Source organism: Methanocaldococcus villosus KIN24-T80, from assembly GCF_000371805.1.
GTDB lineage: Archaea > AGJL01 > Methanococci > Methanococcales > Methanocaldococcaceae > Methanocaldococcus > Methanocaldococcus villosus.
In genome coordinates this window covers 690,704-712,142 of record NZ_AQUK01000001.1, presented here as the reverse complement: position 1 = coordinate 712,142, position 21,439 = coordinate 690,704, and the positions used below count along the sequence as shown (strand labels likewise).

The window sequence follows — 21,439 nt, the reverse complement described above, 5'->3', positions numbered from 1 at the left end:
AATAATTTCTGTCATATTTTATATTATTTTACACTTTTATAAATATAAAAACAATTCTTGTGGAAACATGTTATTAGATGATCCAAAAAAAGCTGTTATAAATGTCTCTAAACCTATAATCTTAGCTACATTTGTTGAATCTTTATATAGTATAGTTGACAGTATTTGGGTATCTGGGTTAGGAGATAAAGCATTAGCTGCTATTGGAGCTAGTTTTCCAATATTGATTAGCATATATGCCATTAGTTGGGGTTTTGGAATTGCTGTTAGTTCAGCTATTTCAAGGAGAATAGGAGAAGGAAATTTAAAACTTGCAAATAAAACAGCATTCCATGGGCTATTATTAGCTGTGATTTTAGGAATTTTATATACACTTTTAATTTATCCTAATCTAAGCATTATCTTTGATCTTATGCATGTTTCAGGAGACACTAAAATTTTGGCTATAAATTATCTAAAACCATTAACCCTCAGTGCAGTGCTATTTAATATTTGTGATGTTTTATATGGGATATTTAGAGGTGAAGGAAGAACAAAGGTAGTAATGATTGCTAGTGTGATAGCAACAGTTAGTAATATTATTTTAGACCCTATATTAATTTATATATTTAAATTAAATATTATTGGAGCTAGTTTAGCTACAATAATGGCAATATTCATAGCTATTTTTATCCTTACAGCAAATTTAAGAAAAAGCAGAATAAAGATAATCTTAAGTAAAATAAATTTAGAGATTATAAAAGACTTATTAAGAGTAGGTCTTCCTTCATCTTTAATAGACTTTACAGTAGCTATTGAATTTTTTATAATAACCTCTATTATTATGTCAATAACTAGTGCTGAAGATTTGGCTATATTTACGGGGGCTTTAAGGATAACTGATTTTGGTTTTATTCCTATGCTTGGTTTAGCTTCAGGAGCTTGCTCTGTTATTGGTGCTAACTATGGAGCTAAGAGGTTTGAAAATGTAAAAATAGCATACCTATACACAATAAAAATTGGAACAGTTATGGAATTTCTTATAATTTTATTTATCATCCTTCTCTCTCCATATCTTGCATATTTATTTACATATACAAAGGCATCATATATAATATATAATAAGCTCGTCCTTAGTTTGAAAATACTACCTTGGTATTTGCTATTTACCCCAATGATATTAACTACTGGAGCCCTATTTCAAGCTTTAGGTAGGGGAGAATTATCACTTTTAGTTTCAATATTTAGAAGTTCTTCACATATAATTTTTATCTATATTTTGTCAGCCATATTATGTCTAAAAATCTTTGGAGTATTTCTTGGTTTTATATTTGCTGAAATGTTCTCAGGATTTTGCGCTTTAATGTTTGGATATTATGTTACAAAGAGGTTGAAAATATGATTGGTTATGTTTTAAGTGGAGATCATACAGATCTTGCTTTTGCTGAATTAAATGCTTTATTAGATATATTTGGGTATAAAGGAAAAATAGAAAGGTTAGATAGATATGTTCTGACGGGTGAAAGTAGAGGAGAAGAGATTGTAAATAGGGCTGGGTATATAAATGAGTCTCATAAGATTATTTATAGTTATAACTATGAAAATTTTTCTCTAGAGGGGTTTTTAAGAGATATTGAAAGATCTTTGGAAATTAAAATAAATGGCTCCTATGCTGTGAGAATTTTAAAACTCCATAAGGATAAAAGTATTAACTCACAATTATTAGAAAGAGAAATTGGGGCAATAATAAAGAGAAAAACTGGAGCTAAAGTTAATTTAACTAATCCAGAAAACTTAATAAGAGTGGTTATCTTAAAAGATAGAATATTTATTGGAAATTTAATTAAAATGAGAGACAAAAAATATTTTTATGAAAATAGACCTCATTTAAGGAAATATTTCCATCCTGGTTCTATTTTACCAAAACTTGCTAGGGCTATGGTAAATCTTGCAAGGGTTAGAGAGGGGGATATAGTATTAGATCCATTTTGTGGAACTGGTGGATTTTTAATAGAGGCTGGATTGATTGGAGCTAAATTGTTAGGATGTGATATAGACTGGAGAATGGCAAGAGGTAGCTTAATTAACTTAGAAGATTATAATCTTTTAGACAAAGTTATAAAAATAGAATGCTTAGATGCAAAATATGTAAAAGATTTTTTAAAAAGAAACAATATTGAAAAAGTAGATGCTATAATAACTGACCCTCCATATGGAATATCTACAGCAAAGAAAGGAGAAATAGAAGAAATTATAAAAATCCTTCCAGAGGTTTTAAAAGAAAATGGATATTTTGTTTTTGCTTACAATAAAAAAATTAATTTAAACTTGAATTTGGAGGGTTTATTTAAAATACCTATCCATAAACAGTTGGTGAGGTATATACATGTGTATAAAAAAGTTTAATTAAAAGTAATGCTTATAAATGCCCCCTCCAAAAAGTCCAATATACTTCTTTATAGATGGTGAATTCTGCCAACTTAGATTTTTCACAACATGATGATGACAGTTTCTCATCATCATTGGTAATGGAGAGTTGTAGTCATATGGATGATCAGGACAGATTTTTCTATATTGGATAAACATACATATTTCCTTTATTCTATAAAAGCTCCAATTTAATGCATGTTCTATTCCCCAAATAAGTCCATATTTATCAGGAACTTTAAATAGTACTCCTGTAGCTTTATTAAAGTTTGGATTTTCTAAAGGGTTAGGATTTAATGAAATTATTGTATCTTTTAACCCTCCAGTTTCAGTAGCTATTACAGGAGTACAGTAGCTCATAGCTTCCATTTGAACTAAACCACAAGGCTCCCAATAAGATGGCATTATTATCCAATCACTCCCAGCAAAAATAACTGATGTCAATGGTAGACAATAACCAATTATTGACATCACTTTACCATAAAACTCTTTAGCTAATTCTTTTAACTTTTCTTCTATATCCTTTTCTCCTTTAGTTAAAAATACAAATCTTATATCATGCTTCTCTAACAATTCTGGAAGGGCTTCAAATATAGTTTTAAATCCTTTTTGATATGTTGCCCTTCCAACAAAACCTATGAGTGGTGTTGTGATATCTCCTTTAATCTCACCATGCACTTCAATTTTATCAAAATATTTATTCCAATCTTCTACATATTCAAATACTCCTCCATTATAAAACCATGAATATTTTATCTTTGGTTTGGTCTCATGAGCATCTTCAGTAGAGTATGGAGCAACATACGCATAGTTTTTTGGATTTAATTTACAGTTTGATAATCTGTACATCCTATCTATTATTTTATATGGGTCATACTCATCAATATCAATTCCATTTAATATTCCATGGAAAGGTTTATTTTCAATGTATTTTTTAATATAATCAATATTTCTTATTTCTTCAGCATGGGTGGGGCTGACTGTATTAACAGCATCTGCATACTTTAAACCTAACTCTAAAAATGTTAATACCTCTCCTTTATACTCTATAAGAGAGCCTTTAAAAGCTTCATTATGAATAGTTAAAGTTGTTGGTAAGTCAAGAATATCTTTACACTTAGCTATAGCTAAACCACACATCCAATCATGACCAGAAACTATATCAACCTTATTCTCATCTAAATAAGCCACTACAAGATCAGAAAAAATCTCATATTTTAGAGGATCCCAAACATCTAAATTATTCACTTTATTATTACTAAAAGCTATAATCTCCACACCAGTTTCAGGATGTTTTGTCTTTAACACTTCAAAAACAATTTTTGAACCTTTATAAACTATAGGGATGTTTCCAATAATTTCATATGGTAGCTTATAATATTTACCATAATGATTTAAAGTTAAGACAATAACATCATTATCTTTATCTAAAAATTTTGGTAAATCTCTCATAACATCTCCTAAACCTCCATAAGAGACAATTGGTGTTATAGTTGGTGCTAAAATAGCTATCTTCATAATTTTCACCTAAAAAATACAAATTTTATTATTTGTCTGATAACATTTAAAATCTTTTTGTGTGTTATATAAGATATAGCTTCATCATGATAATCAACATCAACATATTCCTCCACTATCTTAGCTCCTTTCTTTACTAACTGTAAAGCTATTAAATGTTCTACTGCATAACCTTCACCAAACTCAACATCCTTCAAGAAATTAGCTTTTATTATTCTAAAACCACACTGTATATCTCTAAAAAATATAATTTTTTTTGTATAAACCATTATAGCTAAAGAAGTTAAAAAAGATGCTATTACATTCATTATTTTTCTATGAAAGGGAATTTTTTTATATTTCCTAACTCCAAACACTGCATCAGCATTACATTTATTTAATTTATTATAAAGCTTAATTATATCTTTTGGTTTATGTTGGTAATCTCCATCCATATAGATTATCAATTCATATCCTAAAGATAAAGCTAATTCAGTACCTTTTTTAATAGATTTAGCTTTTCCAAGATTTTTTTCATTTTTAATTAAATAAATCTTTATTTTAGCTTTTTTTGAAAAATCTTCAACTACTTTATAAGTGTTATCTGTAGATCCATCATCAATGACAATGGCATCAATACCTAAATCATTTAAATCTTTCAATACTTTTATAATATTCCTCTCCTCATTATAGGCAGGTATTACTGCAATCATAAAAACCACAAAAAAGCTATAGCCTAATTATATGTAAGATTAAAAATCCAAATAAAAACCCTAAAGCTAACCCTATAATTATATATATAATAATTTCATTATCAAATATTCCTAAAGGGGTATTTATAAGGAAAAATATCATCATTGTTTTTTCCATCTTTATCCCTCAAGTTTTAATCTTCTTAATCTTTCATTTAGTTTATCAACCTCCTCTTTAGTTAATCTTGTAGCTTGTTTCAATTCATTTAACTCTTTTTGTAGTTCTATAACTTTTATACCCAAAGCTATGTTTAATATAATACTAATAAATACAACAACATAAAGCACAATTAAATCCATCATCTCCCTCCAAATAACCCTTTAAGAAATCTTGTTATAAATGATTCTTTTTTACTTTCCTTTATTTTTGGTGTATATTCAACACCTATTAACTTTGCAGCTATTTCCATGATAGCCTGAGCTGCAGGAGAATCAGGATACATTACAACCAATGGAGTACCAAAAGCAGCAGCTTTTCTTACATGAGGATCTTCTGGCACTACTCCTATAACTTTAACCTCTAAAATAGTTTCAATAGCTTTAATACTAAGCTCAGTACTCTCATTTGAAACTCTATTAACTATAGCCCCTATTATTTCTGTTCCTAACCTTTTTGTTATAGCTATTAATTTTAAAGCATCTGAAATAGATGATATCTCTGGATTAACTACAACAATTAACCCATCAGCAGATGATATTGCTATTAATGTTTCTTTTCCAATTCCTGCTGGACAGTCAATAATTAATATCTCCACTAAATCATGAATCTCTTTTAAAACATCCTTTAATTTTTCTGGATTAGCTCTCCTAAATTTTTCTAATGATACTCCAGCTGGTATAACTAAAACTCCCTCAGGTCCTTTATAAATTGCCTCTCTAATATCTGCCTTTCCAGCTAGTACATCATTTAATGTTATTGGCTTTCCCTCCAAACCCATTATAAGCTCAAGATTAGCCATAGCAATATCTGCGTCCAAGACAGCTACCTTTTTTCCAAATTTTGCAAGAGCTACAGCTAAGTTAGCAGCTATTGTAGTTTTTCCAGTACCTCCTTTACCAGAAGCTATTGCAATAGCAATTGCCATAACTTTTCCACCTAAAAAATTTTATTTATAGCAAATAATATAATCTGTCATAACTTTAATACCTTTATTTTTTATTTTCATATCTCCATTTTCAATAACAACAATATCTCCATCTTCAACATCCCCTTTTACATCAATAATCCTAAAAGTTTTGAAATTTGGGGATATTTTATCAATAGCAATGTATTGGTCATATAAATGCAACTTTCCTTCTTTTATAACTCCAACCTCTCCATTCTTAACAATCTTATTAACAATACTCATAACTTTTCCAAAGTCTATCATCTTTTTTCTTATGTCTTCTCTATATTTAAATAGTTTGTTTATATCTTCTTCAACAGTTTTTTCAAAGTTAATATCAATATTTTTAGTTACATAAATATCATATTCTCTACTAATTGTAGGATGTTCTTTAAATCTCTCAAAAACATCTTTAATAACTTTTCCTACCTCATCAATATCCATCTTTGGAAAATCCTTTGCTACATTTTTTAATATTTTTTCAGCTTTATTTTTCAAATATCTATTTCCAAAAACTATTAATCCTGCCCCATTTTTTAACATCCTGTCTGTTATAACATCTCCTAATATCTCTAAAATCATACATTTTCCTTTAGTTGCATAAACCCTCCTTCTTTTTGCTTCTAAGCCTATACTCCTAACTTCACCTACTAAAGTGTTTCCTATCTTTCTAACCTTTTCTCTATTATCTTCTATAATAACCTTTACTCCTAAATCATCTGCTAATTTATAAAGATCTTCCTCATTCTGAATTTCTCCACTATAAAGCTTTTCCTCTAAAATTTTTCTTTTCTCTTCAGGACCTTTAAAAAACATCTGCCTTCTATCTCCTGCCATTACTGCTCCATTATTTCCATAGTAGCAAATCACTAAAGACACACTCCCACCAAAATAATATATATTATTTAATATTATTAATATTAATATTTTTAATGAATAATATTACTAAAAAATAATATTGGTTGAGAGTATGGCAGATATGGAAAGAATAAGTGTTTCATTACCATCAAAGCTGTTGAAGGAGTTTGATGAAATTATTGCTGAAAGGGGATATGCTAGTAGAAGTGAAGCTATAAGAGATGCAATAAGAGATTATATAATAAAACATAAGTGGATTCAAAGTTTAGAGGGAGAGAGGGCTGGAGCTATAAATATTATTTATAATCATCATGAAAATGATGTTATGGAAAAACTGACTGAAATACAGCATGATTATAATGACATTATTGTAGCTACTTTACACATACATTTAGATAAAGATCACTGTTTAGAGACAGTATTAGTTAGAGGAGATGCTAAAAAAATAAAAGAGCTAACAAATAAGATTTCTGCATTAAAGGGAGTTAAGCAAGTAAAATTAAGTATTATGGTTCCAGAAGGTCACATTCCTGAATAAATGGTACAATATTTTTATTTTCAGCTATTATATAACTTTCATAGACTTTTTTACATTCACATTCAACATCTAAAAGATCCAAAGTTTGATATAGGTTAAATTTTTCTATATTCTCTTTTATTATCTTATTACAACCACATCCTATTATATTATGAGCTCCTCTTTTTAAACCAAAAGCTGTAGTATCACAGACAATAATTTTTTTAGGATAATGTTCTTTGACACTTCTTATAATCTCTAAAACACTCCACAGAAATGGAGGTCTATATTGACCTTTCTTCCATAAATATTCTAAAACTGTATTTTTATGTATTGTAATTGGACAGAAAGAGATTCTTGAACATCCTAACTCAAAGGCCTTTTTAGCTGAAGAAATAGCATCCTTTATAGCATCTCTTTCAGTTAAAAATGGTGGTTTAATTAACAAATATGCCTTTATCCCTACATCATATTTTTTAGCAATTCTTATAGCTTTAACAATATCCTCACACTTTAATCCTTTATTTAACAATTCCCTAAGCTCTTCATTAAATGTTTCTATACCCAAACCAATATCAATATGACAACTTAGATATTTTCTCATCTCATCCAGTTTATCCTCTGTTATATACTCTGCCCTAGATTCTATAGAAAACTCCTTTAAGTTTTTATATTGGCTTAATCTTTCATATATATATCTTCTAACTCTCTTACTAACTTCTCTGTCATCCAAAAAACTCCCTGATGTGAATATCTTTACACTAAAACTATCTAATTCTTCTAAATTATACTTTTTTAAAGCATGATCAAACTGACCAATTATTTCTTCTTCCTTTATATCCTTTGAAGCATCTTCTTTATATGAGCAAAAAATACATCTGTTATATGAGCAACCAATAGTTTTCAATATTATAACTAAACACTTACCTATAGAAAAATCATGATATATCTCATCCTTTAACCAAACTGCTATAGGTTTCATATTATTCCTCTAAAACAATTCTTTAATAATCTCAATAGCTTTTTCAATATCTTCATACTTTGTAGCAAAACTAAACCTTATATATTTATTAGAATTTCCAAAAGCTATGCTAGGTACACATAAGATATTATTTTCAATTAATTTCTTAGCAACCTCTAAAGAGTCTCCATATTCTGAAACATCTGGATATATATAGAATGTTCCATCTGGTTTATAAACATTAAAAATATCTTTTAAACCTTTATATATCAAATTTCTTCTCCTTTTAAACTCTTTAACCATTTTATTGACAAAATCGTCTCTTTTTAAAGCTTCTAAAGCCCCATATTGGGCAAAAGTTGTAGCACAGGCAAAGGAATATTGATGAATTTTAATAAAATTGTCTATTAAATTTAACTCATTATTTAACTCTTCAGGCACAGCTAAATAACCCACTCTCCAACCTGTCATAGCATATGTTTTTGAGAAACTATTAACCAATATAGCCCTATCAGTAAATTGTAATGGAGAATAGTGTTTTTTCTCATATACAATTTTATCATAGACTTCATCAGAGATAATTATTAAATTATAATCTTCAGCAATTTCTGATATAGCTTTTACAGTTTCTTTATCATAAACTTTTCCTGTAGGATTTGAAGGAGAATTATATATTATTAACTTTGTTCTTTTATCTATCATTTCTTTTAACTCTTCTACATCAAATTCAAACTCTTCATTCAAACTTATGGCCTTTACTTGACCTTCAGCTAAGTTAATTAAAGAATTGTATGACACAAAAGTGTGTTCCTTAACTATAGCTACATCCCCTCTATCTACTAAACTTAAGATGGCTAACATCAACCCTTCTGAAGCTCCACAAGTTATCATTATATTATCACAACTTACTTCAATATTATAATCTTTTTTTAGCTTTTCAGATATTGCTTCTCTAAGCTCAGGAATTCCATTATTTGGTGAATAATGTGTTTTCCCCTCATCTAAAGCTCTTTTGGCAGCTTCTATTATATATTCAGGAGTTTTAAAGTCAGGTTCTCCAATACCAAGGTTTATGCTGTTTGAGTTAGCTAAATTAAATACTTCTCTTATAGGTGAGGGTTTAATATTTAAACATCTTTTAGCTATCATTATTATATCACCCTTATGGTGAAATTATGGATGTGGCTTATAAAATATATCCTGAGGAGTTTTTAAATAATGAGGTTGTTGATAACTGCTTAATATTAAATAATAGAAAGCTGAAAAAGATAAGGGTTATGGGTAGAGTTGATATAGTAGGAGAAGGAGAATGTTATTTAGAAGGTGTATTAATAAAAGGAAATTTGGAAGGTGTTAAAGAGGGAGATATTATTGATGTTATAGGTTATCCAAGAAATAAATTTATAGAAGCTGAAATTATAAAGAGAAGAGATGAAAAATGGTTAAATTTGAGAAAATTAGAGATTGAATTAACAAGAAAGTATATAGAGTTTGCTGAACCATTTATTGAAGATAAAGAGGAGTTAAAAAGAAAAATTATTGAAATTATAAATAAGTTAGAAAGTGTGAAATTTGATGAACTTAAAGATATGCTACCAATATCTGAAGAAGAGTTAGAAGAAATTATAAATGAACTTATTGAAATTGGAGAAATATTTGAACCTAGGCCAAGAGTTTATAAGACTCTATGAGGTGAAAAGTTGTTATTGGAAGAAACTTTAAAATCTTGCCCTATAGTTAAAAGAGGTAATTATGACTATTTTATTCATCCAATAACTGACGGTGTGCCTGTAGTTAAACCTGAGCTATTAAGAGAAGTGGCTGTGAGAATATTAAAGGTTGGGAATTTTGATGAAGTGGATAAAATAGTTACTGCTGAAGCTATGGGTATACACTTGGCAACAATATTATCTATATATACAGATATACCATTTGTTATTATGAGGAAAAGACAATATAATTTACCAAATGAAATTCCTGTCTTTCAAAAGACAGGATATAGCAAGGGGCAATTATATTTAAATGGAATAAATAAAGGGGATAAAGTAGTGATTGTTGATGATGTGATATCTACAGGAGGAACTATGATGGCAATAATCTCTGCATTAGAAAAGGCTGGGGCAGAGATAAAGGATATAATATGTGTTATAGAGAGAGGTAATGGAAAAGAAATAGTAGAGAAAAAAACAGGATATAAAATAAAGACTTTGGTTAAAGTAGATGTTGTGGATGGAAAATTAATTATTTATTAATTCCCTTCAGACAGCCATCCTCTCATCATATATCAGAAGCTCACCTTGTCATCATCAGGGAGTATATAATAATAATTTAATAATAATTATATAAAACATTTATTGGTGATAAACATGAGAAAAGAATTCCCAGAAGAAGGGGATATAGTTATAGGGGTTGTTAAAGAAGTTAAGCCTTATGGTGCCTTTGTAGAGCTTTTAGAATATCCTGGAAAAGAGGGAATGATTCACATATCAGAAGTAACTTCTGGATGGGTAAAAAATATTAGAGATCATGTTAAACCTGGACAGAGAGTTGTTGCTAAGGTTTTGAGAGTTGATGAGAAGAAAGGGCATATTGATTTATCATTAAAAAGAATTAGTGAACAGCAGAGAAGAGAAAAAATACAAGAATGGAAAAGGTTCCAAAGAGCATCTAAAATGTTAGAAAGAGCTGCTGAAAAATTAGGAAAAAGTTTAGAAGAAGCTTGGGATGAAGTGGGATATTTACTTGAAGATGAATTTGGTGAGCTATATAATGCATTTGAAACACTTGTTATAGAAGGTAAAGAAGCATTAGAAGGGTTGGATATTAGTGAGGATTGGAAGAATGTTTTATATGAAGTGGCTAAAGAGAGTATAGAGCTTACAAATGTCGAAGTTGAAGGAATTATAGAAATGACTTGCTTTGAGCCTGATGGAATAGATAGAATAAAGAAAGCTTTAAAAGAAGCTTTAAAAGCAAATCCATATGAGGATGTTGAGGTTAAGATAACTTATGTTGGAGCTCCTAAATATAGAGTGGAAGTTATTGCTCCAGACTATAAAAGTGGAGAGGAAGTATTTAAAAACGTCTGTGAAAGTGCAATAAAGGCCATTAAAAAGCTTAAAGGTGAAGGGAAATATTATAGAGTGAAATCATGAAGATTAGAAAATGCCCAAAATGTGGAAAATACACTTTAAAGGATATATGTATTTATTGTGGAGAGAAAACATTTGTCCCAAAACCTCCAAAATTTTCTTTAGAAGATAAATGGGGAAAATATAGAAGAATGTTAAAAAGGTCTTTAAAATGCAAAAACTCAGATTAAATTCTGGTAAAGTATTAAATGAAAGAGTACATAAAGTAGGAATCTTAGCTATGGGTTCATTCTTAGAAAACCATGGAGCTGTTCTACCAATAGATACAGATATTAAAATAGCATCATATATTGCTTTAAAAGCCTCTATTTTGACTGGAGCTAAGTTCTTAGGAGTAGTTATTCCATCAACAGAGTTTAGCTATGTTAAACATGGAATTCATAATAAACCAGAAGATGTTGTCAATTACTTAAAATTTATTATAAATTGGGGTAAAAAGATAGGTATTGAGGAGTTTATAATAGTTAATTGTCATGGAGGAAATGTTATAATTAATGATTATATAAAAGATCTTGAAAAGGAATTAAAAGTGAAGATATGGAAAATAGACTTCTTTTTTACACATGCTGCTACAGAAGAGGTGTCTATTGGTTATGTTATAGGTATAGTTGAAGGTAGTATAGAGGAACATAATAAATTTAATAAATATCCTGAAGTGGGAATGGTGGGGTTAGAAGAGGCTAGGAAGATGAATAAAGATATAGATGAAGAAGCTAAAAAAGTTGAAAAAAATGGTGTTATTATAGATGAAAACTTAGGAAAAAAACTTTTAGATAAAGCTATAGAGAAAGTGGTTAATAAAATTAAATCTCTTGTCTAATATTTAAATCCACCATTTTCTATCCTTCAACTCTTGTTTCTTAGCAGGATTCCAATTGTTTATATTTTGTAAATATCCTGTAATTCTACTATACTTAGCTAAACTCTCAGAACCACAGTTAGGGCATTTATCTAACAATCCACCATAACCCTTTCTACAATTTTCACATATTGTTAGATTTTTTGTATATGTCCAAAATCCTATATCTCTCTTAGATATTTTTTTGGTTAGATCTAATAAAACATCTGGGTCAGCTCTCCTCTCAATATTCCAAACATGTAATATATGCCCTCCATTACATAGAGGGTGGAATTTTTCCTCAACTAATATTTTTTCTGATAAAGTTATTGGAGCATCTACTCTGACATGTGAAGAGTTTGTATAATATAAACTATTTATATCATTTAAATCTCCTCTAACAACTGAAAGTGTTTCCTCTTTATAGTATTTATAATCTAACCTGGCAAATCTACCTGCAGTTGATTCTGCTGGAGTTTGTGTTACTGACCATCTTAAGCCTGTTTCATCTTTTAATTTATTGGTATATTCTCTTATATATTCAATCACTTTTACTCCAAACTTTAAAGCTTCTTTCTCATGTAGCTCTTCTCCCAAGTGATACTTAACCATCTCATTCAGCCCAACAAATCCTATGGATTTGGTGGTATGTTCATATCTATAGTAATCTTCCCCATCAAACTTTTGTGTTAAGAATGGAAGGATTTTATCTTTATATAACCTTTCTAAGGTAATTTTGTGTTTTATTAACAAGGCTTCTTTTACTAGCTCTAATTTATCATTTAGTATTTCAAAGAGTTTATCATCATCACCTTTTGCTTCATATGCAATCCTTGGCAAGTTTATAGAGTACCACTGCATATTACCAGTTCTTAGTGTATCCTTCTCTGCATCTCCTGTCCAATCTGCTGATAACCTTGTTCTACAACCCATTGCATTAGTGTTTATTTTTTGCCATTCTGGGAACATGTTAATAAAATATGGAATTCCAAATTTAGCAGATAATTGATGAATTTTAATTAATAATCCATAATTTTCATTTTTAAATGCATTTTCTCTTAATTTTACAATAAAGTTTGGGAATAAGAATGGTTTTCCTAGGGCATCTCCTTCTAACATAACATCTAACAATGCCTCTAATATCATCCTTGCCTCTTCTTCATACTCTTCATATGTTCCAACAACTTCTCCTCCTTTTATAGCTGGTTTATCTTTTAGGAAATCTGGAACCTCTAATTCTAAATTTATTGAAGAGAAAATAACTTGTCCTCCCCTTGCTACATACATTTGGTTTAACTCATAAATAAACATCTGCATTAGTTGTTTTATTTTTTCATAAGTCAAACCTCTAACATATGGAGCAAGCCAAATATTGAACTCATCTATACTCTGTCCTCCAGCCATGTTGGTTTGTGCTGCCATTAGGACTTTAGCAGCATGTTGAATAGCAACTTCTGGATGTTTTGCGGGCTTAGACACACTTGTATGTAACCCTGTTCCATCAACTTTCAACCCATATTTAAAGAATGGCCTTAGGTCATGTTGAAGACATACAGGTCTAGTGGCTGCATATTCTAAGTCATGTAAATGAATATCTCCTTTTAAATGAGCATCAGCTATATGTTTTGGGAATAGCTTTAGTAGAGCATATTGTTTCATAGCTTCATCAGCAACCCACTTATGAATACTTTCTGGGTTATGTAAGAGATTAGCATTTTCCCTATTTCCACACTTAATTAATCTTGTTATATCATAAACTGGAATTCCTACTCTTGTGTGATTATGTCTTAACTCTTCTAACCCATATTCTATCAGCTTATAATTGACAATTTCTCTAATTAGAGGGGCTGTTAAGTATCTAACATTCATCTTCTTCAGTTCTCTTTCTACATCATCAGCTATTTTCTTAGCTATATTTATATCAGCATTAGCTTCTCTAACAAGGGCTTTAACAATTTTTTCTTTATCAAATGGTTCAAATTGGTTGTTAGATGTTCTAACCCTTAATATAATTCCTCTATAATAATTTTCAGCAACATCTCTATCTATCTTCTTTAAAATTTTATAGATATTCTCTTTTAACTCATCAGTAGTCATTCCATTGTATACTTTCTTTTGTATCTCATTAACAATAAAATCTATATCCTTGTAATTAACACCAGAATTTATTAAGGATCTAGCTAATTTATTTATATCAAATCTCTCTCTTTTCCCATCTTTTTTTATAATAAAAACAGAACTAACAAAATCTTTCAGTTCTTTAGAATTTATCATAAACTCACCTCAAAAATAATAAAATATATAAATCTTTTATTGTTAGTTTTTTCATACAGTATTTTTGGAGAAGCTAATATAAAACAATTTATAATTAAAAAAATGAAATATCCTAATTTTATCATTCACAACAATGGAAATAATATAATGAGGTGATTATATGATAAAAAAACTAACCTCATTTAAAGAAGCTGAAAAAAAAGTTTTTAGTAAAATAGATAGCTATGTAAAAAATAAAATAAAAATAGTTCCATTAATAGATGCAATAAATAAAGTATCTGCTGAGGAGATTATAGCTAATGAAAACTTACCATATTTTAACAAAGCTGCTATGGATGGGTATGCTGTTATAGCTGAAGACACATATGGAGCTTCATATACAAATCCAATTATTTTAGAACTTTCTAATGATGTTGAACATGGGAAAGCTAAAAAGGTATTCACTGGAGATCCCATTCCAGATAATACAAATGCTGTTATTATGAAAGAGTTTTGTAGAGAAGAAAATGGATTATTAGAAATTTATAAAACTGTCCATCCTAATGAAAATGTAGCTAAAATTGGTGAAGATGTAAAAAAAGGAGATGTTATTATAAATAAACATGAAAAAATAACTCCTTACCATATAAATTTATTAGCATCTTTAGCTATAAAGGAGATAGCAATTTATGATTTAAAATTTGGGATTATAGCTACAGGAGATGAGTTAGAAGATTTGGAAAATGCTAACTTGGAGAAATTAAAAAGAACAAAAAAAATTGTTAATTCTAACAGTTATATGCTATATGCTTTAATAAAAGATCTTGGATTTGATGGAAAAATATATGGAATAGTAAGAGATGATAAAGATATGTTAAAAGAGATGATAAAAAAAGCTTTAAAAGAGAATGATTTCATTATCACTACTGGAGGGACTTCAGTAGGGGATAGAGATTTAACAGTTAAGGCTATTAAAGAATTGGGAAATATTATCCTACACGGTGTAAATATTCGCCCAGGAAAACCTTTTGGTCTTGGAGAGGTTAATAACAAATTAATATTCCTCCTATCTGGCTATCCTGTAGCTTCAGCAGTACAGTTTGAACTATTTATATATAGGTATTTTTTAAAAAGAAAAAGTGTAGTCCTTCCATTAAAAAGAAGTTTAGCTAGTGAGCTTGGTAGGGTGGATTTTGTAAGAGTAAAGATTGATAGTGGAGTAGAACCTATAAGGATTAGTGGTAGTGGAGTGATAACATCACTAGTTAAGTGTGATGGCTACATATTAATTCCTGAAAATGTTGAAGGATATGAAAAAGGAGAGATGGTAGAGGTGTTTATTTTATGAGTGTGTGGATTGATCTAACAAATGCCCCACATGTGCATTTTTTTATACAACTTATAAGAAAGCTTGAAAGAGAAGGAATAGATTATTTTATAACTTATAGAATGTCAAAACATTTAAAAGAGTTAATAAACCTTTATAATATCCCTGCTATCTGTGTAGGAAAACATGGAAAGGATATAAAAGATAAACTTATTCAATATGCAAATAGGGTTAAGAAGTTATCTAAGATCATATCAAAAATTAATCCAAAAGTAGCTGTAGCAAAACACTCTGTTGAATTGCCAAGAGTAGCTTTTGGTTTAAATATAAAAACAATTTTTGTCGTTGATAATGAATATGCTGAAGCTCAGAATAGATTAACATTGCCTTTAGTGGATAAAATAATAAAACCTATTCCTACAAATAAGTGGCTGTTAGAAAAGTACGGTGGTAGAGAATTTTTGGAGTTTGATGGAGTGTGTGAAATGGCAAATGTTAATGCAAGATTGAAAAATATTGACCATAATATCTTAAAAAGATTAAACATTTCAAATGATAAGCCCATAATTATTATGAGACCATGTCCAAATTCATCTTATTGTAATGAGAAAGACATTTTACCAGAGATTATTAAAGAGATTAAAAAGAGATTTGATTGTTATATAATAGCATTTCCAAGAACAAAAAAGCAGGAAATTTTATATAAGAAGCTTAACACCATAGTTCCAAAAACTTTAGATAACATATCTCTTCTTTATCACTCTAATGCCATGATAGGGGCTGGAGGGACAATGAATAGGGAGAGTGCTATTATTGGCATAACAACAGTTTCTTGTTATCCAAAAGAACTTTTAGGAGTTGATAAATATCTAATAGAGAAAGGTAGGATGATTCATACATTTGATATAAGCGAAATTATAGATTACTTAGAAAATAATTTAGATAAGAGAAAGAAGGTTTTAAAATTGGAAGATCCTACTGAAATGATATTTAAAGAAATTTGTAAGGTGATAGAGTGAAATTTGATTTAGAAGGGAAGATAGTGTTTAGTAAAGATTTAAATGATGATGCTAAAAAGGCAGTTATTGATGTCATTAAAGATGCTGATAAGATATTTTTAAAAGGAGTTCCAAAAGGAAAAGAACATGAAGCTTCAAAGATAGTAGATTATAACATTGAGGGGAATATTTTAAAGCTAAGAATCATTTCTGGTAGGTACAGTAGAGCACATGATGCCATAATAAGGCTAAAAAAACAGTTAGCTCAAAGATTAGGTAAAGAATTTAAAATAGGAGCTAGAAAAGTTGAGATTGATAAATATGTAGTTGAGGTTGAGGGAGGAAGGAAAGATATAAAAATTCCAGAATGTAAAGTTAATTATATTAATGATAAAGTAATTTTGATATTTGAGAATCTTAGTGAGAGTGATTTAAAAAGGAATATAGTTGATAGGGCAATAAAGTTAGTTTTAAAAAATGACGAAGAAGATTTAACAAAAACTGTATGTAAAATTCCTCCAGGGACTGTTATAAGGAAGTATAAATCTAAGAGAAAAATTAGTTTTATTGAACCTACAGAATTAGCTGAACAGAAAGGATGGATAAAGAAATTTCCTGGTAGAGGGCAATGGATTTATCTACCACCTATGGCCTCACTCTTTAGAGCTTTTGAAAATATGATTGTTGAAAGAATAAAGAAAATAGGTTTTATAGAAGCTTTATTTCCTAAGCTAATACCACTAGAAATTATGTATAAAATGAGATACCTTGAAGGGCTACCTGAAGGTATGTATTATGTATCTCCTCCAAAAAGAGAACCTGAACTTTTTAAAGAATTTGTGAATGAAATGATGGTTAAGAAAGAAATTCCTATTGAAAAATTAAAAAAATTGTTAAGAGATCCTTCTTATGTGTTAGCCCCTGCACAGTGTGAGCCTTTTTATCAGCTGTTTGAAGGAGAGATAATAGATGTGGATAATCCAATAAAATTATTTGATAGAAGTGGGTGGACATACAGATGGGAAGGAGGAGGGGCTAGAGGTTTAGATAGAGTTAATGAATTCCTAAGAGTTGAATGTGTTTGGATAGGAAAACCAGAAGATGTTGAAAAAATTAGAGAAGAGACATTAAAATGTGCTGAAAACTTAGCTGAAACTTTAGATTTAAGTTATTGGGTGGAAGTAGGGGATGATCCTTTCTATTTAGAAGGTAGGAAAAAAGAGGAGAGGGAGATAGAGTTTCCTGATGTACCAAAGTATGAGATGAGGTTGGAAACTAAAGAAGAAAAAGGTGTTGCTGTAGTTTCAGCTAATGTTCATGGAACACATTTTGTTGAAGGTTTTAGAATAAAGGATTATAAAAATAGAAGAGTTTGGACTGGATGTACTGGTTTTGGAATTACAAGATGGGTTTATGGCTTCCTATCTCAATATGGATTTAACTATGATGATTGGCCAGATGAAATAAAGAAGAGAGTGGAAAAAATTGAAACTGTAAAAATGATAACATGGCCATAAAAAAGAGATTTATTCTTACAGTATTTTTACTTTTAGTATTATTATTTATATTATTTTATTATTCATTAATACTAGGATCTATAAAATTAAGCCATAATGACATAATAAATTTTATTTTAAACAAAACAACAGGAAATAAAATCAAAGATATAATTTTAATAAAATTAAGATTGGTTAGAAGCTTATCAGCTATTATAGCTGGAGTAGCAATAAGTGTTGCTGGAGTTTATATGCAGAGTTATTTTAGAAATCCTTTAGCAGATCCATATTTAACAGGTATTGCTAGCGGAGCAGCTTTGGGAGTTGTTATTTATGGATTTACAAATTTATTTTTAAATTATAGCTCAATTTGGATTCAGATTGGTATGGCTTATTTATTCAGTTTAATAACAATGTTAATTGTCATAAAGTTAGCAGAAATTACTAAACAAGTCTCTACCTTATTAATATGTGGAATAATGATAGGAGCTATACTTTCAGGATTTATTGATATTTTAGTATACACTGCTGATATATTAAATGTTGAAAATAATAAACTTCAAGGATTTTTACTTTGGGGAATGGGTTCTTTTAATAATTTAACTATGAAGGAAGTAAAAATTATGACATTTTTAACCTTACCAATATTACTCTTATCTTATATATTTTTATCAAAAAAGTTAGATGCTTATTTATTAGGAGAAATGTATGCAATGAGTGTTGGAGTAGATATAAAAAGACTAAAAAGGTATTTAATTCTACTTTCTTCTTTTTTAATAGCATCAATCATCTCTTTTACTGGGCCAATAGCTTTTATTGGGTTAATATGTCCACTATTAGCTAGAATGTTTTTAAAGACTTCAAAACATCTATATGTAATTCCTATAACTGCCCTTTTTGGTGCAGTTTTACTACTATTATCAGATATTCTTGTTAGACCACATGTTATTATTAAAACCTCTATACAACTACCTCTTCTAGCACCACTGTCTATTATTGGATCTCCAATAGCTGTGATATTATATTTAAAATATAGAAGGTTGGGATTATGAGGAAGATTTTAATTCCTTTTCTTTTAATATCTTCATTAATCCTATTTATTTTGTCCCTCTATTATAGTGGAACTGCAGAGTCTATAACAACATCTGATGTTAATAATTTTATTATTTATAAAATAAAAAGTGGAATTAACTATCTATTTAATAAACATGTTTTTGACACTTACTTATCTGAAAAAGATAGGTTTAAATTTGAACTTTTAGAACAGTATAGATTTCCTCCAACAATTGGAGCTATTTTTGTAGGAATAATATTATCTGCCTCAGGATTAATGCTACAAACACTGTTTAGAAATTTATTAGCATCTCCATATACAACAGGAATTAGTAGTGGGGTTTTATTAATTGCTGTTTTAGTTATATTTAATGATAGTCTTTCTAAGCTTATGATATCCCTATTTGGCGGAAAATATTTAGTTGTAGCTGGATGGATTGGAGGTATTATATCAATGCTTATGCTGTTAATCATTGCATATAGAGTAAGGGAGAGTAATGGAGTTTTGATAGTAGCTCTTCTATTAACATACTTTTTCTCTGGCATAAGAGCTTTTTATATTTCTCAGGCTGAAGATATAAAAGTACATGAGTATTATGGATATGTTATTGGTAATTTAAAAAAGATAACATTAAATGACCTACCAATTATGGCTATTTGCACTATAATATTTTTAATAGCCCTAATATTTTTAGTAAAGCCATTGAATGCTCTATTATTTGGAGAAAGATATGCAAAAAGTTTTGGGTTAGACATTAAAAAAATAAGAATTTTAATTTTATTGACAACATGTTTTGCAGTAGGTTCAATTATTCCTTTTGTAGGACTTATGGCATTTGTAGGAATAGTCTCTCCATACTTGGCGAGAATTATAATAAAGACATCTGATCATAAATATTTACTACCAACAACTATGCTTTTAGGTGTAAATCTTCTATTATTCTGCCATATTCTTACTGTTAAATATGCTTCATTTTTAAATATTAAATATGCTCCTCCTTTACCTATTGGCTCTCTTTTAGATATAATAGGGGGGCTATTGGTTATATATCTAATATTTAAAGAAGAGAAAAAAATAGTTATACAATGAGCAAGGTATAAATTTATTGATAACTTTATCAATAATTTTGGTGATAGTATGAAATTTGGATGGATAAAGATAGATGGGGATGATTGGGAAGAAAAGAAAGAGAAAGTAAAAATGGCTTTAGAATCATCAATACCAGTTGTAGTTGCTGATCCTGAGGATATAGAGAAGATAAAAGAACTTGGGAATATTAAAGTAGCCTCTCACAGTTTAGATGCAGATATAGTTATTATTAATAAAAATGATGATATTAACTTTTTAAAGAAGGCTAAAGAACTTGGAAAAGAAACTGCTGTTTTTATTCCTATAGAAGGTAAGGAAGATGAAGAACTAGCTTCAGAAATAGCAAGATTTGGGTTTGTTGATAATATTATATTAAAAGGTGAAGATTGGAAAATTATTCCATTAGAAAATTTAATAGCTGATTTATTTAATAGGGATGTCAAAATAATAGCTTGTGTTGATGATGTTAAAGAAGCAAAAACTGCATATGAAATTCTAGAAAAAGGTACAGATGGAGTAGTTCTATCACCAAAAAGTTTAGAGGATATAAAAGAGTTGTCTAAGCTAATAGATGAAATGAATAAAGAAAAGATAAAACTTGATACTGCTGTAATAAAAAGGGTAGAACCTATTGGTAGTGGAGATAGAGTTTGTATAGACACATGCTCACTAATGAGCATTGGAGAAGGAATGTTAGTTGGATCCTATTCAAGGGGTTTCTTTTTGGTTCATTCTGAAACTGTTGAAAATCCATATGTAGAAACAAGACCATTTAGAGTTAATGCTGGAGCAGTTCATAGCTATATTTTATGTCCTGGAAATAAAACAAAATATCTATCAGAATTAAAAGCTGGAGATAAAGTGCTAATTGTTGATAAAGATGGAAATGCTAGAGAAGCTATAGTTGGAAGAGTGAAAATAGAAAGAAGACCTCTAATGTTAGTAGAGGCAGAATATAAAGGAGATATTGTAAGAGTTATTTTACAAAATGCTGAAACAATTAGATTAGTAGGTAAAGATGGAAATCCTATATCAATAGTTGATTTAAAGCCTGGAGATGAAGTTTTAATAAAATATGATGAATCTGCTAGGCACTTTGGAATGGCTATAAAAGAGAAAATAATAGAAAAATAAT

The 21,439-nt window shown here is 29.2% G+C and carries 23 protein-coding genes; 14 read left to right on the top strand and 9 right to left on the bottom strand.

Annotation, left to right across the window (positions count from 1 at the left end):
• Positions 1-67: 67 nt before the first annotated feature.
• Both METVI_RS0104195 and METVI_RS0104190 read left to right on the top strand, forming a co-directional pair.
• The gene (locus METVI_RS0104195) at positions 68-1,381 is read left to right on the top strand and encodes an MATE family efflux transporter (protein ID WP_004589879.1); all 1,314 of its coding nucleotides are present in this window, start codon (positions 68-70) and stop codon (positions 1,379-1,381) included.
• The gene (locus tag METVI_RS0104190; RefSeq protein ID WP_004589880.1) at positions 1,378-2,385 is read left to right on the top strand and encodes a TIGR01177 family methyltransferase; all 1,008 of its coding nucleotides are present in this window, start codon (positions 1,378-1,380) and stop codon (positions 2,383-2,385) included. The genes METVI_RS0104195 and METVI_RS0104190 overlap by 4 nt, the downstream gene beginning before the upstream one ends.
• Here the strand turns inward: METVI_RS0104190 and METVI_RS0104185 are convergent, their stop codons facing one another.
• The 6 genes from METVI_RS0104185 to METVI_RS0104160 are packed head-to-tail and all read right to left on the bottom strand — an operon-like array spanning position 2,386 to position 6,640.
• On the bottom strand, positions 2,386-3,924 hold the full coding sequence (locus tag METVI_RS0104185) for a glycogen synthase (RefSeq protein ID WP_004589881.1): 1,539 nt from the start codon (positions 3,922-3,924) through the stop codon (positions 2,386-2,388).
• 5 nt (positions 3,925-3,929) lie between these two features.
• On the bottom strand, positions 3,930-4,616 hold the full coding sequence (locus METVI_RS0104180; protein ID WP_004589882.1) for a glycosyltransferase family 2 protein: 687 nt from the start codon (positions 4,614-4,616) through the stop codon (positions 3,930-3,932).
• 16 nt (positions 4,617-4,632) lie between these two features.
• On the bottom strand, positions 4,633-4,773 hold the full coding sequence (locus tag METVI_RS07310; protein ID WP_017981057.1) for a hypothetical protein: 141 nt from the start codon (positions 4,771-4,773) through the stop codon (positions 4,633-4,635).
• Positions 4,774-4,775: 2 nt separating this feature from the next.
• The gene (locus METVI_RS07155) at positions 4,776-4,955 is read right to left on the bottom strand and encodes a hypothetical protein (RefSeq protein WP_004589883.1); all 180 of its coding nucleotides are present in this window, start codon (positions 4,953-4,955) and stop codon (positions 4,776-4,778) included.
• The gene (gene minD, locus METVI_RS0104165) at positions 4,955-5,740 is read right to left on the bottom strand and encodes a septum site-determining protein MinD (protein WP_004589884.1); all 786 of its coding nucleotides are present in this window, start codon (positions 5,738-5,740) and stop codon (positions 4,955-4,957) included. Before minD ends, METVI_RS07155 begins: the two co-directional genes overlap by 1 nt.
• Before the next feature lie 21 nt (positions 5,741-5,761).
• A complete protein-coding gene (locus tag METVI_RS0104160; protein ID WP_004589885.1) occupies positions 5,762-6,640 on the bottom strand; it encodes a DUF2121 family protein in 879 nt (292 codons plus the stop codon).
• Positions 6,641-6,731: 91 nt separating this feature from the next.
• Between METVI_RS0104160 and nikR the strand changes: the two genes are divergently transcribed.
• On the top strand, positions 6,732-7,157 hold the full coding sequence (gene nikR / locus METVI_RS0104155) for a nickel-responsive transcriptional regulator NikR (protein WP_004589886.1): 426 nt from the start codon (positions 6,732-6,734) through the stop codon (positions 7,155-7,157).
• On the opposite strand, the gene METVI_RS0104150 is transcribed toward nikR, so the two are convergent.
• Both METVI_RS0104150 and METVI_RS0104145 read right to left on the bottom strand, forming a co-directional pair.
• Positions 7,126-8,118, bottom strand: a complete 993-nt coding sequence (locus METVI_RS0104150; protein WP_004589887.1) for an archaeosine biosynthesis radical SAM protein RaSEA — start codon at positions 8,116-8,118, stop codon at positions 7,126-7,128. The genes nikR and METVI_RS0104150 overlap by 32 nt on opposite strands.
• Positions 8,119-8,127: 9 nt before the next feature.
• Complete coding sequence (locus tag METVI_RS0104145; protein WP_004589888.1) at positions 8,128-9,246, bottom strand: pyridoxal phosphate-dependent aminotransferase; 1,119 nt, start codon at positions 9,244-9,246, stop codon at positions 8,128-8,130.
• Positions 9,247-9,272: 26 nt separating this feature from the next.
• On the opposite strand from METVI_RS0104145, the gene METVI_RS0104140 reads away from it, so the two are divergent.
• The 5 genes from METVI_RS0104140 (at position 9,273) to arfB (ending at position 12,069) form a co-directional block, all read left to right on the top strand.
• On the top strand, positions 9,273-9,788 hold the full coding sequence (locus METVI_RS0104140) for a hypothetical protein (protein ID WP_004589889.1): 516 nt from the start codon (positions 9,273-9,275) through the stop codon (positions 9,786-9,788).
• A gap of 9 nt (positions 9,789-9,797) precedes the next feature.
• Positions 9,798-10,349, top strand: a complete 552-nt coding sequence (gene hpt, locus METVI_RS0104135) for a hypoxanthine/guanine phosphoribosyltransferase (protein ID WP_004589890.1) — start codon at positions 9,798-9,800, stop codon at positions 10,347-10,349.
• 114 nt (positions 10,350-10,463) lie between these two features.
• Positions 10,464-11,252, top strand: a complete 789-nt coding sequence (locus METVI_RS0104130; RefSeq protein ID WP_004589891.1) for a translation initiation factor IF-2 subunit alpha — start codon at positions 10,464-10,466, stop codon at positions 11,250-11,252.
• Positions 11,249-11,419, top strand: a complete 171-nt coding sequence (locus METVI_RS0104125; protein WP_004589892.1) for an RNA-protein complex protein Nop10 — start codon at positions 11,249-11,251, stop codon at positions 11,417-11,419. Before METVI_RS0104130 ends, METVI_RS0104125 begins: the two co-directional genes overlap by 4 nt.
• Positions 11,401-12,069 (top strand): 2-amino-5-formylamino-6-ribosylaminopyrimidin-4(3H)-one 5'-monophosphate deformylase, encoded by a 669-nt coding sequence (arfB, locus tag METVI_RS0104120; protein WP_004589893.1) that lies wholly within the window; start codon positions 11,401-11,403, stop codon positions 12,067-12,069. The genes METVI_RS0104125 and arfB overlap by 19 nt, the downstream gene beginning before the upstream one ends.
• A 3-nt stretch (positions 12,070-12,072) precedes the next feature.
• Here arfB and nrdD read toward each other — a convergent pair whose 3' ends face one another.
• Positions 12,073-14,361, bottom strand: coding sequence for an anaerobic ribonucleoside-triphosphate reductase (gene nrdD, locus METVI_RS0104115; RefSeq protein ID WP_004589894.1), 2,289 nt, complete (start codon positions 14,359-14,361; stop codon positions 12,073-12,075).
• 160 nt (positions 14,362-14,521) lie between these two features.
• Here nrdD and METVI_RS0104105 point away from each other — a divergent pair, with 160 nt between their 5' ends.
• The 6 genes from METVI_RS0104105 to METVI_RS0104080 are packed head-to-tail and all read left to right on the top strand — an operon-like array spanning position 14,522 to position 21,438.
• Positions 14,522-15,688 carry a molybdopterin molybdotransferase MoeA gene (locus METVI_RS0104105; RefSeq protein ID WP_004589895.1) on the top strand — a complete coding sequence of 389 codons (1,167 nt, stop codon included), beginning with the start codon at positions 14,522-14,524 and terminating at the stop codon, positions 15,686-15,688.
• Positions 15,685-16,686: a DUF354 domain-containing protein gene (locus METVI_RS0104100; RefSeq protein WP_004589896.1), complete on the top strand. Its 1,002-nt coding sequence runs from the start codon at positions 15,685-15,687 to the stop codon at positions 16,684-16,686. Before METVI_RS0104105 ends, METVI_RS0104100 begins: the two co-directional genes overlap by 4 nt.
• Positions 16,683-18,182: a serine--tRNA ligase gene (gene serS, locus METVI_RS0104095; RefSeq protein WP_017981055.1), complete on the top strand. Its 1,500-nt coding sequence runs from the start codon at positions 16,683-16,685 to the stop codon at positions 18,180-18,182. The genes METVI_RS0104100 and serS overlap by 4 nt, the downstream gene beginning before the upstream one ends.
• On the top strand, positions 18,173-19,213 hold the full coding sequence (locus tag METVI_RS0104090) for a FecCD family ABC transporter permease (RefSeq protein ID WP_004589898.1): 1,041 nt from the start codon (positions 18,173-18,175) through the stop codon (positions 19,211-19,213). The genes serS and METVI_RS0104090 overlap by 10 nt, the downstream gene beginning before the upstream one ends.
• Positions 19,210-20,304, top strand: coding sequence for a FecCD family ABC transporter permease (locus METVI_RS0104085; RefSeq protein WP_004589899.1), 1,095 nt, complete (start codon positions 19,210-19,212; stop codon positions 20,302-20,304). Before METVI_RS0104090 ends, METVI_RS0104085 begins: the two co-directional genes overlap by 4 nt.
• A gap of 48 nt (positions 20,305-20,352) precedes the next feature.
• Positions 20,353-21,438 carry a 3-dehydroquinate synthase II gene (locus METVI_RS0104080; protein ID WP_004589900.1) on the top strand — a complete coding sequence of 362 codons (1,086 nt, stop codon included), beginning with the start codon at positions 20,353-20,355 and terminating at the stop codon, positions 21,436-21,438.
• Position 21,439 lies beyond the last annotated feature (1 nt).

Bases quoted from the DNA above. Each gene is read 5' to 3' on its own strand.
- METVI_RS0104100 (WP_004589896.1), top strand. From the start codon at position 15,685: ATGAGTGTGTGGATTGATCTAACAAATGCCCCACATGTGCATTTTTTT.
- METVI_RS0104150 (WP_004589887.1), bottom strand. From the start codon at position 8,118: ATGAAACCTATAGCAGTTTGGTTAAAGGATGAGATATATCATGATTTT.
- METVI_RS0104185 (WP_004589881.1), bottom strand. From the start codon at position 3,924: ATGAAGATAGCTATTTTAGCACCAACTATAACACCAATTGTCTCTTAT.
- METVI_RS0104180 (WP_004589882.1), bottom strand. From the start codon at position 4,616: ATGATTGCAGTAATACCTGCCTATAATGAGGAGAGGAATATTATAAAA.
- METVI_RS0104105 (WP_004589895.1), top strand. From the start codon at position 14,522: ATGATAAAAAAACTAACCTCATTTAAAGAAGCTGAAAAAAAAGTTTTT.
- nrdD (WP_004589894.1), bottom strand. From the start codon at position 14,361: ATGATAAATTCTAAAGAACTGAAAGATTTTGTTAGTTCTGTTTTTATT.
- arfB (WP_004589893.1), top strand. From the start codon at position 11,401: ATGCAAAAACTCAGATTAAATTCTGGTAAAGTATTAAATGAAAGAGTA.
- METVI_RS0104125 (WP_004589892.1), top strand. From the start codon at position 11,249: ATGAAGATTAGAAAATGCCCAAAATGTGGAAAATACACTTTAAAGGAT.
- METVI_RS0104145 (WP_004589888.1), bottom strand. From the start codon at position 9,246: ATGATAGCTAAAAGATGTTTAAATATTAAACCCTCACCTATAAGAGAA.
- METVI_RS0104090 (WP_004589898.1), top strand. From the start codon at position 18,173: ATGGCCATAAAAAAGAGATTTATTCTTACAGTATTTTTACTTTTAGTA.
- METVI_RS07155 (WP_004589883.1), bottom strand. From the start codon at position 4,955: ATGGATTTAATTGTGCTTTATGTTGTTGTATTTATTAGTATTATATTA.
- minD (WP_004589884.1), bottom strand. From the start codon at position 5,740: ATGGCAATTGCTATTGCAATAGCTTCTGGTAAAGGAGGTACTGGAAAA.
- METVI_RS0104085 (WP_004589899.1), top strand. From the start codon at position 19,210: ATGAGGAAGATTTTAATTCCTTTTCTTTTAATATCTTCATTAATCCTA.
- METVI_RS0104140 (WP_004589889.1), top strand. From the start codon at position 9,273: ATGGATGTGGCTTATAAAATATATCCTGAGGAGTTTTTAAATAATGAG.
- METVI_RS0104190 (WP_004589880.1), top strand. From the start codon at position 1,378: ATGATTGGTTATGTTTTAAGTGGAGATCATACAGATCTTGCTTTTGCT.
- METVI_RS0104195 (WP_004589879.1), top strand. From the start codon at position 68: ATGTTATTAGATGATCCAAAAAAAGCTGTTATAAATGTCTCTAAACCT.
- METVI_RS0104080 (WP_004589900.1), top strand. From the start codon at position 20,353: ATGAAATTTGGATGGATAAAGATAGATGGGGATGATTGGGAAGAAAAG.
- METVI_RS07310 (WP_017981057.1), bottom strand. From the start codon at position 4,773: ATGGAAAAAACAATGATGATATTTTTCCTTATAAATACCCCTTTAGGA.
- nikR (WP_004589886.1), top strand. From the start codon at position 6,732: ATGGCAGATATGGAAAGAATAAGTGTTTCATTACCATCAAAGCTGTTG.
- METVI_RS0104130 (WP_004589891.1), top strand. From the start codon at position 10,464: ATGAGAAAAGAATTCCCAGAAGAAGGGGATATAGTTATAGGGGTTGTT.